This window comes from Janthinobacterium sp. GW821-FHT03C10 (genome assembly GCF_059420865.1).
The window spans coordinates 258,732-272,725 of sequence record NZ_JBWKUN010000006.1 but is presented as its reverse complement, the minus strand read 5'-3'; the positions used below and the strand labels follow the sequence as shown (position 1 = coordinate 272,725).

The window sequence follows — 13,994 nt, the reverse complement described above, 5'->3', positions numbered from 1 at the left end:
CTTGATTGAACAAACCCAATGGCAGAATCCGGGGGCGTACCCTGAGGGGACGACCCCGGCCTTTGCTCTTGGGGTGGCCGTATCCTGTAAAATTGCCCCATGGATAATATTACGCATTCGGTCATCGGCCTCGGGGTCGGCGAACTGGTACACCGCAGCCTGCCGCCCGAGCCGCAAGCCCCCGCACAGCGCACCCGGCGCGCGCTGTTTCTGTTTACGGCCTGGTTTGCCAGCAACGCGCCCGACCTGGACCTGGTGCTGACCAGACTGCTGCCGCGTCCGTTCGGCTACATGCTGCACCACCGGGGCCACACGCATACCTTGCTGCTGGCCTTGCCGCAGGCGCTGCTGTTGCTGGCCCTGCTGTGGCTGTTGTGGCCCGGCGCGCGGCGCTTGCTCAAGGAGAGCGTGCCCGCCCGCATCGGTCTGGCGGCTTGTCTGCTGCTGGGATTTTGCTTGCACATGGGCATGGATTTCCTCAATTCCTATGGCTTGCACCCGTTTTACCCGTTTAACAGCCGCTGGCTGTATGGCGACATGGTCTTCATTGTCGAACCCATGTTCTGGGTGCTGCTGGGCGTGCCCGTGATCATGTCATTGCGCTACGGTATCGTCAAAAGCGTGCTGCTGGCCGGATTGGCGGCGGCCCTGTGCTTCTTTACCTATAAAACCTACCTGGCGCCCGCCGCGCTGGCCGTGCTGCTGGGGCTGGGCTTGGTCCTTGCCGTGCTGCAAGGGCGGGCTGGCGAGCGGGGGCGGGGACCGCTGCTGCTGGCCTTTGCGCTGGCCGCCACGTTTATCGGCACGCAGGGCGTGGCGTCGGCCATCGGCCGCACGCGCATCGAGGCGGCCGTGCAGCGGCTCGATCCCGGCACGCGCGTGTGGGACGTGGCGATGACGGCGTTTCCCAGCAACCCCCTGTGCTGGATCTATGTCTCGCTCGACAGCAAGACGGACGTGTATACCTTGCGGCGCGGCACCCTGAGCCTGCTGCCCGCATCGCTGGCGCCCGCCGCCTGCCCGGCCGGCCTGGCGGAAACCAGCAAGCAAGGCCGGCAGCTTGCGCCCGGCATCGCCGTCTCCGCCCAGGCGGCCGGCAGCCTGGGCGCCATGCGTGCGCTGCAGGAAGAAAATTGCTATGTGGACGCCTGGTTCCGCTTTGCCCGCATGCCCAGATTGAATGCGGACAAGCTGACGGACGTGCGCTTCAACCCCGGCATGTTGCCCAATTTCACGACCGTGGAACTGCGGCAATTCCGCGGCCGGCCATGTCCCGCCTACGTGCCGGGCTGGGACCGCCCCCGTGCCGACATGCTGGCGTTGCCGAAAGAGGATGGCAAGTAGCGGATATGTTGCTCTGTGGAAAAAATATCGTGTGTGCACTTACTTCCCTGTCGCCCAGCATGCGACAATTGTAAATTCGGCATGCATGCCATTAAGTTAGGATTATCTTGGAAGAGCAACACGCCTTACCGTATTTGCGGGAAACCCTGCTGTTTCTCGCCTTGGCCGGGATTTTTATTCCGCTATTGCAACGCCTGAAGGTCAACCAGGTGCTCGGCTTCCTGGCCGTGGGCGCCCTGTTCGGCCCGTTCGGCTTTGGCCTGTGGGCAGGCGACTTCACGTGGCTGACGTATTTTTCGTTCGTGCGCGCCGAGCAGGTCAGCGGCCTGGCCGAGCTGGGCGTGATGTTTCTGATGTTCATGATCGGCCTGGAACTGTCGACGGAACGGCTGTGGGCGCTGCGGCGCTGGGTGTTCGGCGCGGGCGTGGGGCAGGTGGCCGTCAGCGCCTGCCTGATCGGCGGCGTCGCGTATTACTTCGGCCTGTCGCTGGAAGCGTCCATCGTGCTGGGCCTGGTGCTGTCGCTGTCGTCCACGGCCGTGGTGATGCAGCTGCTGACGGACCAGCGCTCCCTGCAGACCCCGGCCGGCCAGGCGGGCTTTTCCATTCTGATGTTCCAGGATCTGATGGTGGTGCCGCTGTTCATCCTGATCGACGTGTTCGCCAGCGGGCGCAGCGACGACCTGGCGTACCTGCTCAGCTTTGCGGCCGTGAAATCGGCCGGCGCCATCCTGCTGATCTATCTGCTGGGACGCCGCGTGATCCGTCCCCTGTTCCAGTTTTTCGTCAAGAAACGCCAGCCCGACGTGTTCATGGCATTGACCCTGCTCAGCACCCTGGGCATCGCGGGCCTGACGTATCTGGCGGGCCTGTCGATGGCGCTGGGCGCCTTGCTGGCCGGCCTGCTGCTGGCGGAAACGGAATTTCGCCACGAAGTGGAAGTGACGATCGAGCCCTTCAAGGGTTTGCTGATGGGCCTGTTCTTCATGTCGGTGGGCATGCAGATCGACGTGCGCGAAATCCTCAAGTCGCCCATCCTGATTCCCTTGGCCGTGCTGAGCCTGTTTGCGGTGAAAACCCTGGTCATCAGCGTGATTTTCCGCCTCGGCGGCTTTCACTGGGGGCGCGCCGTGGAAACGGGCGTGCTGCTGGGACAGGGCGGCGAATTCGCCTTCATCGTCGTCGCATATGCGCTCGGTACCAAGCTGATCGGCCCGCAGGTGGCGCAGTTCGTCATGCTGGTGGTGGGCCTGAGCCTGTTCGCCACGCCGGCGCTGGCCAAGGCGGCGCGCGCCTTCGGCAACTGGTGGGAGCGGCGCCACCACCATCAACTGGCCGACTTGGCGCACGGCGCGCTGCCGCCGCAGGGCAGCACCGTCATCATCGCCGGTTTCGGCCGGGTGGGGCAGTTGCTGGCCAAGGTGCTGACGGAGCAGGATATCGCGTATGTGGCGATTGAAAATGATGCGCGCCTGGTGACGACCCTGCATCCGCGCGGCTTTCCCGTGTATTTCGGCGATGCGTCGCGCGCGGAACTGTTGCAAAAGGTCAATGCCGACCGCGCCGCCGCCGTCGTGCTGACGATGGACCATGCGGCGTCCGTGCTGCACGCCGTCAAATCGATCCGTCGCGAGTATCCGCTGCTGCCCGTGTATGCGCGCGCGCGCGACGAGGCGCATGCGGTGGCCCTGATCCAGGCGGGCGCCACCCTGGTCGTGCCCGAGGCGCTGGAGTCGGCGCTGCAGCTGACGGCCACCGTGCTGCACACGGTGGGCCTGTCGGAAGCGCGCACGACGGACATCGTGCAAGCGGAGCGCGACCGGCGCAATGCCGTGCTGCTGGCGAAAAAATTGTCGTAGGGCAAACCTTAGTGCAAACGTGCGTGTCGCCGTGCTTTGTCAATTATCTATACAATAATAGTATATGAGCACACTAACCACATGAAAGCCGCGACGAAGAGCGGGGCGGCTCCGCTGACGCCGCAGCAAATTGCCGCGCAGGAAACGCAACAGAAATATGGCAAGCCCGAGCGGGGCTGGCGCGAACAGGTGTACACCGTCATTTTCGAGGCGGAAACGCGCACGGGCCGCGCCTTCGACCTGCTGCTGATCGCCGCCATCCTGATCAGCGTGACGGTGGTCGTGCTCAGCAGTGTCGCCTCCGTGGCCGAGCGCTATGGCACCTGGCTGACGGCGCTCGAATGGTTTTTCACCATTTTATTTACCATCGAATATTTCGCCCGCCTGTCGTGCCTGCAGCATCCGGTGCGCTACGCCAAGAGTTTTTTCGGCATCATCGACTTGCTGGCCATCGTGCCGACCTATATCGGCTTGCTGCTGCCGGGCGCGCACGTGCTGATCGACGTGCGCATTTTGCGCCTGCTGCGCATGTTCCGTATCCTCAAGCTCACCTCGTATGTGCATGAGTACACGGTGCTGGGGCGGGCCTTGCTGGCCAGCCGGCGCAAGATCCTCATTTTCTTGTCTTTTGTCATGATGGTGGTCTTTCTGCTGGGTACTGTAATGTATGTCGTGGAGGGGCCGGAAAACGGTTACAGCAGTATCCCCACGTCGATTTACTGGGCCATCAGCACCATGACCACGGTCGGTTTCGGCGACATCACGCCGAAGACGGATATCGGGCGCACCATCGCCTCGCTGATGATGCTGCTGGGCTGGGGCATCCTGGCAGTGCCTACCGGCATTATCAGCGCCGAGATGACGGTGCAGCGCAGCTCCAAGCTGGTCACCACGCGTACCTGTCCCACGTGTCTGAAAGAAGGGCTCGATGACGATGCCAATTTCTGCAAGAACTGCGGGGTCGATTTGCCGCCGCTGGCACGCGATTAGCGCATAGACCATACATAGACCATATTTACTTTACTTTGTTAAGGCCAACATGATTCCAGTTCGCCTGATCGCGACGGGCAAAGCCTTGCCGTCGCATAGTGTGACTTCCGCCAGCCTGGACCTGAAATTGGGGCATCCGGACGGCTATACCCTGCGCAAGAGCGGCGTGCTGTCGCGCTTTGTCGCCGCGCCCGATGAATCGCAAAGCCAGCTGGGCGCCGCCGCCCTGCTCGACGCGCTGAAGAATGCCAGCCTGCGTCCGGCCGACATCGACTTGCTGATCTGCGCCTGCGGCGTGCCCGAGCAAGCCTTGCCGAATACGGCCTGCTTCGTGGCCGAACATGCCGGTTTGCCGCCAGGCACGCAAAGCTTCGACGTCAACGCCAGTTGCCTCAGTTTCATGGCCGCTTTCCGCGTGGCCGCGTCCATGCTGGCCGGCGGCGCCTACCGCCGCATCGCCATCGTCTCGTCCGACCTCGCCTCGCGCGGGGTCGACTGGAGCGAGCCGGAAGCGTCGATGATCTTTGGCGACGGCGCCGCCGCCGTCATCGTCGAGCGGGGCGACGGCAGCGCCGGCATCCGCGCCTACAAGATGGGCACGTATCCGGAAGGGCGGCGCTACTGCGAAATCCGCGGCGGCGGTACCGAGCGCAACCCCCGCAACGGCTGCGAACCGGGCGACTACCTGTTCCGCATGGATGGCAAGGCCGTGTTCCGCCTGGCCGTCAAGGTGATGCCGGATTTCCTGACGGAACTCATGCAGGAATCGGGCGCGGGACTGGATAAAATCGACGTGGTCGTGCCGCACCAGGCCAGCCCGCTGGGCCTCGCGCATGCGGCGCGCATCCTCGACGTTCCCGATGCTAAAATCATCAAGATCTTTGAAACGCATGGCAACCAGGTGGCCGCGTCCCTGCCCACCGCCCTGCACGAGGCGGTGATGACGGGGCGGGCCGTGGCAGGCCAGCGTTTGCTGATGATGGGCACGGCCGCGGGCCTGACCATCGGCGGCATGATTCTTGACCTGTGAAGGTGGTGCGATGAGGCGGATTCTGGTCACGGGAGCGACGGGCGGCTTGGGGCGCAATGCCGTGCGCACCCTGCTGGCGCAGGGCGTGGAAGTGCGCGCCACGGGCCGCAACGCGGCCGTGGGCCGCGAACTGGAACGCATGGGCGCGCAATTCGTGGCGCTCGACCTGGCGCAAGCCACCCCGCGCCAGGTCGACGAGCTGGTGCGCGGCATGGACGCCGTCTGGCACTGCGCCGCGCTGTCGTCGCCGTGGGGCGCGGAACGCGACTTCATCGCCGCCAACGTCACGGCCACGGCCCAGCTGCTGCGCGCGGCCGCCAGCCTGCACGTGGCGCGCTTCGTGCACATCTCCACCCCGGCCATCTATTTCGATTACCGCAACCGCTACGAGGTGCCGGAAACCTTCCGTCCCGATGCCTTCGTCAACGCGTACGCGCGCTCCAAGGCGATGGCGGAAAAACTGGTGCAGGAGTGCGTCGACCGCCACCGCGGCATGACATGCGTGATCCTGCGCCCGCGCGCCATCTTCGGCCCGCACGACCAGGTCTTGATTCCGCGCCTGGCGCGCGTGCTGCGGGAGCGCGGCGGCAAGCTGCCGCTGCCCAATGGCGGCGCGGCCACCATCGACGTCACCTATGTCGACAATGTCGTGCACGCGATGTGGCTGGCCACCGTGCACAAGACCATCGCTTCGGGCGCCGCCTTCAACATCACGAATGGCGAGCCGGCGCGCCTGTGCGACATTTTGCGCACCTTGTTTTGCGACCACCTGCAGCAGCCGTTCGAGATCGTCAGCGTGCCGTATCGCGTGCTGGCGCTGGCGGCGCGCCTGATGCAGTTCGCCTCGCGTTTTACACGGCGCGAACCGGCGCTCACGCCCTACAGCATCGGCGCGCTCAGTTTCGACATGACGCTCGATAACGCCAAGGCGCGCAAGGTGCTCGGCTACCGCCCCGTCGTCAGCCTGCAGGACGGCATCGCCCGCACGGCGCAATGGATGCGCCAGGAAGCGGCGGCGCACAAGGTGGGCAAGGAGCGCAATGGCTAGCATCACGGCATTTCGCGTCGGCCACTGCACCCACCCATCGTGCATGGTCTTGAAAGGCAGCGGGCTGGCCAGCCGCTGCTTCCCTTCGCGCGCCTACCTGATAGCGACGCGCGCGGGCCTGTACCTGTGGGACACCGGATACGCCGAACACTTCCGCGCCGCCACGTCGAAAGGCGTGTACCGCATGTACGCGTGGGTGACGCCGATTGCGTTCGACGAGAATGAGTCGCTGCACGGCCAGCTGCGCGCGCATGGCGTATCGCCCGGCGATATCCACACCTTGCTGCTGTCGCACTTTCACGCCGACCATATCGCCGGCCTGCGCGACTTTCCCGGCGCGCGGCTGATGGCCTCCAAAACGGGCTGGGACGCCGTGCGGGGTTTGTCCGGCGTGGCCGCCGTGCGCCAGGCCTTCGTGCCCGAGCTGCTGCCAAACGATATCGCTGACCGCCTGGCATTTGTCGAAAGCGTGCCCGAGACGGCCTTGCCGGCCGCCTTGCTGCCGTTCACGCACGGGCGCGACGTCAGCGGCACGGGCGAGATCTACATCGTCGACTTGCCCGGCCACGCCATCGGGCATATCGGCGCCTTCGTGCTGCAGGACGGCGGCTGGACCCTGCTGGCGTCGGACGCGGCCTGGGTGCCGGAAAGTTTCCAGCAGCTGCGCGGACCGTCCGAACTGTCCTTCCTCATCCAGCACAAGCGCGCGCCGTATTATGAGACGTTGAACCGCCTGCACCAGCTGCACCAGTCGGGCCAGGCGCAGATCCGCATCACGCATGAAGATACCAACGATTATTTGCCAGTGGCGGGCCGCCCGTGAAGCGTATTGTCTGGCTGTTGCTGTCGTACTGGCGCACGCGCCGCCTGCGTTTTGCCGACCGCGCGCAGCTGGACGCCTACCAGCACAAGCAGCTGGCCCGTTTCATCGAGGTGCTGTGCGCCCGCAGCACGTATTTTGCGCCGTTCCGCAAGCTGTCGCTGGCGCAGTGGCCGACGATGAACAAGGCGCTGATGCTCGAGCATTTCGATGCCATGAATACCGAGGGAATCACGTTGGCGCAGGCGATGGATGCGGCCATGGCGGCCGAGCATAGCCGCGACTTTACGCCGGCCGTGGGCGACATCACGGTGGGCCTGTCGTCGGGCACGTCGTCGCGGCGTGCCGTGTTTACCGTCAGCCCCCGCGAAAAGGCCCAATGGGCGGGCGTGATGCTGGCCAAGGCGCTGCCTGACGGCCTGTTTTCCGGCGAAAAGGTGGCGCTGTTCCTGCGCGCGAACAGCAATCTGTACACGGCCGTGCGCTCGCCGTGGCTGACCTTTGCCTTCTACGACCTGTTCGCACCGTTCGACAGCCTGTGCGCGCAGCTGGCGCGCTATCAACCTTCCGTCATCGTCGCGCCGGCCCAGGTGCTGCGCCAGCTGGCGCTGCGCGTCATCGATGGCAGCCTGGCGCTGGCGCCGAAAAAAGTCATCTCCGTGGCCGAAGTGCTGGAAGCGCAGGACCGCGCGCTGATCGTGCAGGCGTTCGGCGCCGTGCATGAAATCTACCAGGCCACCGAGGGTTTCCTCGCCAGCAGCTGCGAACACGGCGTGCTGCACCTGAACGAGGAATACGTGCACATCGAACCGCAATGGCTCGATGCGGAGCAACGCCGTTTCGTGCCCGTGATTACGGATTTCACGCGCATCACGCAGCCCATCGTGCGCTACCGCCTCGACGACATCCTGGTCGCGCGCGCCACGCCATGCCCGTGCGGCCGCGCCACGCGCGCCATCGATGGCATTGAAGGGCGCTGCGACGACATGCTGCTTTTGCCATCCTTGCCATCCCTAGCATCCATGTTGTCGGCGAACGGCGGCGCTCCCGTCGCCGTGTTTGCCGACGTCTTGACGCGGGCCTTCGCGCAAGCCTTGCCGGCGGACGCCGATTACCGCCTGCTGCAGTCGGGCGACAGCGCCTTGCAGCTGCACGCGGCCCTCGACGACGCTGGCCTGGCTGCCTTGCGCGATCACCTGGCAACGGTGCTGCGCGGCCTGGGCGTGGCCGTCGACAGCCTGGCCTGGACGACGAGCGGCGAATTGCCTCCCTTTGACCCCACCATGAAACGGCGCCGCATCCGGCGCCTTGCGACTGCATGAATCCTTCTCCCATGAGTGTACGCTGCCGCCTGCTGCATTTGCTGGCCGGCTGGGGCAGCGTCGGCCTCGTGTATTTTTCCAGCGACGTGCTGCAAGGGCAGGGCGTGCTCCTGCCGGAAACGGCGCTCGACCGCGCCATTCCCTACACGGATGCCGCCATCTGGCTGTACCTGTCGTTCTTCATCCTGATCCCCTACGCCTACCTGGCGGCCGATGCGGCCCGCGTGCGCTGGCTGGCGCGCGCCATGGCGCTTTCCGCGCTGGCCTGCGGCGTGGTCTTCCTGCTGTATCCGACCACGCTCGCATATCCGCCCGTGGGCGACGGTGCCGCCTGGAGCACGCAGGCGCTGCGCCTGCTGCAGGCGGCGGACTCCGCGCAAAACTGCCTGCCCTCGCTGCATGGCGCCCTGACCCTGCTGTGCGTGTGGGCCTTGTGCGACAGGCGCCGCCTGCTGCGCTCCGCGCTGGCCCTGGTGCTGGGCGTGGCGATCTGCTACGCCATCATCGCGCTGCGCCGGCACGTGAGCATCGACCTGGCCGCCGGCCTGGCTGTCGGCGTGGCGGGCGGCATGCTGGCGAAAATGCAGGTATTCTGGACGGCTCGCCGCGCCATTTCCACTGAAACCGCATCATGATGAACCCCTTTGCCCTCTCTTTCCTTGTCATGCTGGCCTTCGTGCTGGCTGAACTGCTGATCCTCAAATGGGTGCGCAAGACCCCGGTGCCGTGGAAGGACGTGATCTTCAACCTCAATTCCGGCCACATCCTGATGTGGGTGTTCCGCGGCGTGGAAGTGGCGGCCTTCGCCCTGCTGCTGCGCCATGTGAACCTGCACATCGTCGACCAGTGGCCCGTGGTGGCGCAATGGGTGTTCGCATTCTTTGCCTGGGATTTGTGCTTTTACTGGATGCACCGGCTGCACCATAAGATCCCCTTGCTGTGGGCCGTGCACGTGGTGCACCACCAGGGCGAGCATTTCAACCTGTCGCTGGGCGTGCGCAATTCCTGGTACTCGTCGCTGACGAATTTCCCGTTCATCGCCATCCTGGCCGTGCTGGGCGTGCCGCTGGAAATCTTCCTCGTCGTCTCATCCCTGCATTACACGGTGCAGTTCTACAACCACAATGCGCTGGTGAACAAGTCCGGCATCCTCGATAGCTTCATGGTCACGCCCTCGCACCACCGCGTGCACCATGGCACCGATAAACGCTACATCAACCGCAATTTCGGCGGCACCCTGCTGCTGTGGGACAGGCTGTTCGGCAGCTTTCAGCCCGAACTCGAGGGCGTGGAAATGCGCTATGGCGTGAAGGGCATGACGCAAACGCATAATCCCCTGCTGGCCAGCAACGGCAAACTGTTCAAGTGGCTGCGCGCGCGCTTTCCCCACTGGCAGTCGCGCGGCACTTTCGAGGTGCCCGAGCTGTTCATCGGTATCGGCGGCGTGATTCTGTTTGGCCTGGTGATCTATTACGTCAATCACGAAGCGGTGCTGGCCGGCGCGCAGCAAGCCATCCTGTTCGCGCTGATCTTTGGCGGCACCCTGGCGCTGGGCGGCCTGTCGGACGCGCGCCGCTGGGGCGCCATCGCTTGGGTGGCCATCGCCGTGACCATGCCCGTGCTGTTCCTCGGCTGGTATGGCGCGCGCGACGTGTGGGGCATGGTGTTCCTTGCCGCGCTGCTGGCGCATGGCCTCGACGGCGCGCGCCGCCTGTGGTGGCCGGCCGCGGCGGGGACGCGCGCGTGAGCCAGCTTCCCCCGCTGCGCTTCCAGCCCGCCCGCGATTCCGCCTTCCGCCGCGAACTGCGCGCGCGCGCCGACGCCTACCTGGCGGCCCAAGGAAAGCACCGCTTCGGCGACTGGCGCCTGCATGCGAAAACCGTCTTCCTGGCCGCGCTGACGGCGGGGCTGTATGCGCTGGCCTTGAGCGCCGGCAGCACCTGGCCGTTTGTCGCCAGCTATGTCGCCTGCCTGGTGGCGGCCATGGCGCTGGCCATGAATACCCTGCACGATGCGGCCCACAGCGCCGTCTTCCGCCAGGGACGCCTGAATCGCATCCTGATCCGCCTGGTGGGCTTGCCCGTGGGCGTGGACACGGATTTCTGGACCATCCGCCACGTGCATTTCCATCACACGTATGCGAACGTGGAAGGCTATGACCTCGACACGGAACCGAACCCCTTCCTGCGCCAGACGCCGTTCCAACGCTGGTCGCCCCAGTACCGCTATCAATACCTGTACTGGCCCGTGGTGGCGGCCCTGTCGCTGCCGTATCTGAACTGGTATGGCGACTGGCTGGACCGCTTCGGCAAGACGCCCGTCGCCGCGCACAGCCGCTTGCAGGGCTGGCGCGGCTGGATGTCCTTCCTGGGCTGGAAGCTGGGCCACGTGGCGCTGGTGCTGGCGCTGCCCATGTGGGTGCTGCAGCAGCACGGCATCGGCTGGGGCGTGGTGCTGGGCGCGTATTTCGTGGGCCAGATGCTCGCCTCGTGCGCGCTGGTGGCGCTGATCCTCGGCACGCACTGGGCTGAAGTGGAATTCTTCCAGCCGGGGCAGGACGGCACACTGCCGCATGACTGGTACCAGCACACGTTTTATACGGCCTGCGACTGGACGCCGAAACCGCGCGCGCTGCGCTGGCTCGGCTACTGGCTCGGCGGATTGAATCTGCACCTGACGCACCATCTGTTCCCCACCTGGAACCACCGCCACTACCCGGCGCTGGCGCGCATCCTGGCCGAACTGGCGCCGCGCCACGGCCTCGTCTACCGCGAACTCGGTTACGGCCAGCTGCACGCCTCGCAGCAGCAATTTCTGCGCGCCATGGGCCAGCCGCCCGCCCAGTCCTGACGAATCGCGCTTGACTGGTTTTCTGTTTCGTCTTACATTTCTGTAACAACAGAAATAAGAGAAAATCATGGAATTGAGTCCGACCACGCAAAAGTATATTTTGCACTGGGGTGAAATGGGCACCCGCTGGGGCGTCAACCGCACGGTGGCGCAGATCCACGCGCTGCTGTTCCTGGCGAATGCACCGCTGACGGCGGAAGACATCGCGGCCAGCCTGAACGTGGCCCGCTCGAACGTCAGCAACAGCCTGAAGGAATTGCAAAGCTGGGGCCTGGCGCGCATCACGCACGTGATGGGGGACCGGCGCGACCATTTCGTTGCCCTGCAGGATGTATGGGAAATCTTCCGCGTCATCATGGAGGAGCGCAAGCGGCGCGAGATCGACCCCACCCTGACGGTGCTGCGCGAGTGCGCGATCGAGGGCGAACAGGATGCGGCGATACCGCCAGAAACGCTGGCGCGCATGGGCGAAGTGCTGGCTTTCCTGGAAATGCTCAGCGCCACCTACAGCGACTACAAGAACCTGCCGCCGGCGACCCTGCAGCGCATGCTGTCGATGGGCGGCAAGGTGGCCAAGTTCCTCAGCCCGGACGACAAGCCGGGCAAGCCGGGCAGGCCGGGAAAAGCATGAACGGCCCGTCCGAAGGAGAATTGTTCAAGAAGGTCATGGGCGAGCGGTGGCTGACCCTGCACCCGGACATCCGCCGCCGCTTCGAGAAAAATCCCGCGCCGGGCCAGCCCCTGTACTACCGGGGCGAGCTCAGTGAACTCACCAGCTCGCGCCTGGGCAAGGTGCTGGGCTGGCTCACGCGCCCCTTCATCGACGGCGCCCTGATCCCGCATGACGACCACGACTTCCCCGTCGATATCGAAGTGTATTCGCGCCCCGGCTGCCCCTTCATCTTCAAGCAGCGCACCTATCGCCTGCATGGTCGCGCGCCCATCCGCTTCACCTCCTACATGGCCGAAAGCGAACAAGGTGAAGTGCTCGAATACGTGGGCATGGGGCTGGGCATGAAGCTGGTGCTGCACGTGGAAGATGGCAACCTGCATTTCACCAGCGACGGCTATTTTTGGGATCTTTTCGGCTGGCGCATGCCGCTGCCCGGCGTGCTCACGCCCGGCAAGACCTATCTGTGCCACCGCAACGACACGCCGCAGCAGTTCAACATCCGCATCGAGATCCGCCACGCCCTGTTCGGCACCACGTTTACCCAGGTCGGCGTGTTCCGCGAATCCGCCGCGCCGGAAATGAAGGAGACACCATGAATACGCATCTGCTGGCCCTGCAACTGATGGCGGCGCAAGGCTGCCTGGGCGCCTTCGACACCATCTACCACCATGAAATCACGGAAGCGCTGCCGCAAAAGGCCTCGGCGCGGCTGGAACTGACCATCCACGCCACGCGTGCGCTGATCTACAGCCTGCTGTTCGTGGGCCTGGCGGCCTGGGAGTGGCATGGCGCCTGGGCCTGGGTGCTGGTCATCGTGTTTGGCGTGGAAATCGTGCTGACCCTGTGGGATTTCGTCGTGGAAGATCAAACCCGCCTCTTGCCCGCCACGGAGCGGGTCACGCACACGGTGCTGGCAATCAACGCGGGCGCCTTCATCGCCCTGCTGGCCCTGAACAGCAGCGACTGGGCGACCTTGCCGACGGCCCTCGTGTGGCAGCCGTACGGCTGGCTCAGCGTCTTCCTCGCCCTGTGCGGCGTGGGCGTGGGCTTGTCCGGCCTGCGCGACGCGTATGCCGTGTGGCAGCTGGGCCGGCGCAAGGTGCAGGAGCAGCAAGAGCAAGAGGAGCATCTACGCTTTGCCGCCGCGCCGCAATCCGTGCTGGTGACGGGCGCCACGGGTTTCATCGGCCAGCAGCTGGTCAGCGCCTTGCTGGCCGACGGCCACGCGGTGACGGTGCTGACGCGCCAGCCCAAGCAGGCCGCATGGACCTTCGATGGCCAGGTACGCTGCATCCGGTCGTTCGATGAATTGGCTGATGCGCAGCGCATCGACATGGTGGTCAACCTGGCCGGCGCGCGCATCGTCGGCAAGCGCTGGACGGACGCGCGCAAGGCGGCCCTGCGCCGCAGCCGCGTGGCGCTGACGCAGGATCTGGTGGCGTGGATCGCCCGCGCGCAGCACAAGCCGAGGGTACTGCTGTCGGCGTCGGCCATCGGCTACTACGGCGTGCAGCCGCAGGACGATGCGACGGAATTGACGGAGGAGAGCGCGCCGCAAGCCATCTTCATGTCGCAGCTGTGCCAGGAGTGGGAAGCGGCCGCGCGCCAGGCGGAGCAATATGGCGTGCAGGTGGGCTGCATGCGCTTCGGCCTCGTCTTCGGCCACCAGGGTTCGCTGCCGCAGATGCTGCTGCCGATACGCTTCGGCGCGGGCGGCCCGCTGGGCAGCGGCAGGCAGTGGGTCACGTGGGTGCATGTGCGCGACGTCATCCGCGCCATCGCCCATGTGGCGCGCCGCAGCGAAGAGGGTGCCGTGAATGGTCCGTATAACTTCTGCGCGCCGGAAGCCATCGAACAGCGCCGCTTTGCCCAAGTGGCGGGCACCGTGCTGCACCGCCCCAGCGTCGTGCCCACGCCGGCCTTTGTCATGCGCGCCTTGCTGGGCGAGCAGGCCGACTTGCTGGTGGAAGGCCAGCGGGTCGCCCCGCGCCGCCTGCTGGCCGACGGTTTTGTCTTCCGCTATCCGCAGCTGGAAGGGGCGCTGCGCAGCCTGTAGCC

Annotated in this window: 13 protein-coding genes; all 13 read left to right on the top strand. The window is 65.3% G+C overall.

Annotation, left to right across the window (positions count from 1 at the left end; translation table 11 throughout):
• Window positions 1-99 precede the first annotated feature (99 nt).
• The 13 genes from AC07VH_RS20990 to AC07VH_RS20930 all read left to right on the top strand — a co-directional run bounded on the left by AC07VH_RS20990 (window position 100) and on the right by AC07VH_RS20930 (window position 13,992).
• Window positions 100-1,344 carry a metal-dependent hydrolase gene (locus AC07VH_RS20990; RefSeq protein WP_475417337.1) on the top strand — a complete coding sequence of 415 codons (1,245 nt, stop codon included), beginning with the start codon at window positions 100-102 and terminating at the stop codon, window positions 1,342-1,344.
• A gap of 107 nt (window positions 1,345-1,451) precedes the next feature.
• Window positions 1,452-3,203 carry a cation:proton antiporter domain-containing protein gene (locus tag AC07VH_RS20985; protein WP_475417338.1) on the top strand — a complete coding sequence of 584 codons (1,752 nt, stop codon included), beginning with the start codon at window positions 1,452-1,454 and terminating at the stop codon, window positions 3,201-3,203.
• Between the two features lie 81 nt (window positions 3,204-3,284).
• Window positions 3,285-4,193, top strand: a complete 909-nt coding sequence (locus AC07VH_RS20980; protein WP_475417339.1) for an ion transporter — start codon at window positions 3,285-3,287, stop codon at window positions 4,191-4,193.
• Between the two features lie 49 nt (window positions 4,194-4,242).
• Window positions 4,243-5,223 carry a 3-oxoacyl-[acyl-carrier-protein] synthase III C-terminal domain-containing protein gene (locus AC07VH_RS20975; RefSeq protein ID WP_070287756.1) on the top strand — a complete coding sequence of 327 codons (981 nt, stop codon included), beginning with the start codon at window positions 4,243-4,245 and terminating at the stop codon, window positions 5,221-5,223.
• A 10-nt stretch (window positions 5,224-5,233) separates the two neighbouring features.
• The gene (locus tag AC07VH_RS20970; protein WP_494787876.1) at window positions 5,234-6,271 is read left to right on the top strand and encodes an NAD-dependent epimerase/dehydratase family protein; all 1,038 of its coding nucleotides are present in this window, start codon (window positions 5,234-5,236) and stop codon (window positions 6,269-6,271) included.
• Window positions 6,264-7,094, top strand: a complete 831-nt coding sequence (locus AC07VH_RS20965) for an MBL fold metallo-hydrolase (RefSeq protein ID WP_475417341.1) — start codon at window positions 6,264-6,266, stop codon at window positions 7,092-7,094. The genes AC07VH_RS20970 and AC07VH_RS20965 overlap by 8 nt, the downstream gene beginning before the upstream one ends.
• On the top strand, window positions 7,091-8,413 hold the full coding sequence (locus tag AC07VH_RS20960) for a F390 synthetase-related protein (RefSeq protein ID WP_494787875.1): 1,323 nt from the start codon (window positions 7,091-7,093) through the stop codon (window positions 8,411-8,413). Before AC07VH_RS20965 ends, AC07VH_RS20960 begins: the two co-directional genes overlap by 4 nt.
• An 11-nt stretch (window positions 8,414-8,424) precedes the next feature.
• A complete protein-coding gene (locus tag AC07VH_RS20955) occupies window positions 8,425-9,048 on the top strand; it encodes a phosphatase PAP2 family protein (RefSeq protein ID WP_494787874.1) in 624 nt (207 codons plus the stop codon).
• The gene (locus tag AC07VH_RS20950) at window positions 9,045-10,160 is read left to right on the top strand and encodes a sterol desaturase family protein (protein WP_494787873.1); all 1,116 of its coding nucleotides are present in this window, start codon (window positions 9,045-9,047) and stop codon (window positions 10,158-10,160) included. The genes AC07VH_RS20955 and AC07VH_RS20950 overlap by 4 nt, the downstream gene beginning before the upstream one ends.
• Window positions 10,157-11,263: a fatty acid desaturase family protein gene (locus AC07VH_RS20945; protein WP_494787872.1), complete on the top strand. Its 1,107-nt coding sequence runs from the start codon at window positions 10,157-10,159 to the stop codon at window positions 11,261-11,263. The genes AC07VH_RS20950 and AC07VH_RS20945 overlap by 4 nt, the downstream gene beginning before the upstream one ends.
• 67 nt (window positions 11,264-11,330) lie before the next feature.
• Window positions 11,331-11,894 carry a GbsR/MarR family transcriptional regulator gene (locus AC07VH_RS20940; protein ID WP_494787871.1) on the top strand — a complete coding sequence of 188 codons (564 nt, stop codon included), beginning with the start codon at window positions 11,331-11,333 and terminating at the stop codon, window positions 11,892-11,894.
• Window positions 11,891-12,532: a DUF4166 domain-containing protein gene (locus AC07VH_RS20935; RefSeq protein WP_494787870.1), complete on the top strand. Its 642-nt coding sequence runs from the start codon at window positions 11,891-11,893 to the stop codon at window positions 12,530-12,532. Before AC07VH_RS20940 ends, AC07VH_RS20935 begins: the two co-directional genes overlap by 4 nt.
• Entirely contained in the window at window positions 12,529-13,992 is a 1,464-nt protein-coding gene (locus AC07VH_RS20930) for a TIGR01777 family oxidoreductase (protein WP_494787869.1), read from the top strand. The genes AC07VH_RS20935 and AC07VH_RS20930 overlap by 4 nt, the downstream gene beginning before the upstream one ends.
• Window positions 13,993-13,994 lie beyond the last annotated feature (2 nt).

What these genes read in the sequence shown, in the direction of transcription:
- AC07VH_RS20950 (WP_494787873.1), top strand. Translation starts at nt 9,045, where the DNA reads ATGATGAACCCCTTTGCCCTCTCTTTCCTTGTCATGCTGGCCTTCGTG.
- AC07VH_RS20965 (WP_475417341.1), top strand. Translation starts at nt 6,264, where the DNA reads ATGGCTAGCATCACGGCATTTCGCGTCGGCCACTGCACCCACCCATCG.
- AC07VH_RS20975 (WP_070287756.1), top strand. Translation starts at nt 4,243, where the DNA reads ATGATTCCAGTTCGCCTGATCGCGACGGGCAAAGCCTTGCCGTCGCAT.
- AC07VH_RS20935 (WP_494787870.1), top strand. Translation starts at nt 11,891, where the DNA reads ATGAACGGCCCGTCCGAAGGAGAATTGTTCAAGAAGGTCATGGGCGAG.
- AC07VH_RS20970 (WP_494787876.1), top strand. Translation starts at nt 5,234, where the DNA reads ATGAGGCGGATTCTGGTCACGGGAGCGACGGGCGGCTTGGGGCGCAAT.
- AC07VH_RS20955 (WP_494787874.1), top strand. Translation starts at nt 8,425, where the DNA reads ATGAGTGTACGCTGCCGCCTGCTGCATTTGCTGGCCGGCTGGGGCAGC.
- AC07VH_RS20980 (WP_475417339.1), top strand. Translation starts at nt 3,285, where the DNA reads ATGAAAGCCGCGACGAAGAGCGGGGCGGCTCCGCTGACGCCGCAGCAA.
- AC07VH_RS20990 (WP_475417337.1), top strand. Translation starts at nt 100, where the DNA reads ATGGATAATATTACGCATTCGGTCATCGGCCTCGGGGTCGGCGAACTG.
- AC07VH_RS20940 (WP_494787871.1), top strand. Translation starts at nt 11,331, where the DNA reads ATGGAATTGAGTCCGACCACGCAAAAGTATATTTTGCACTGGGGTGAA.
- AC07VH_RS20930 (WP_494787869.1), top strand. Translation starts at nt 12,529, where the DNA reads ATGAATACGCATCTGCTGGCCCTGCAACTGATGGCGGCGCAAGGCTGC.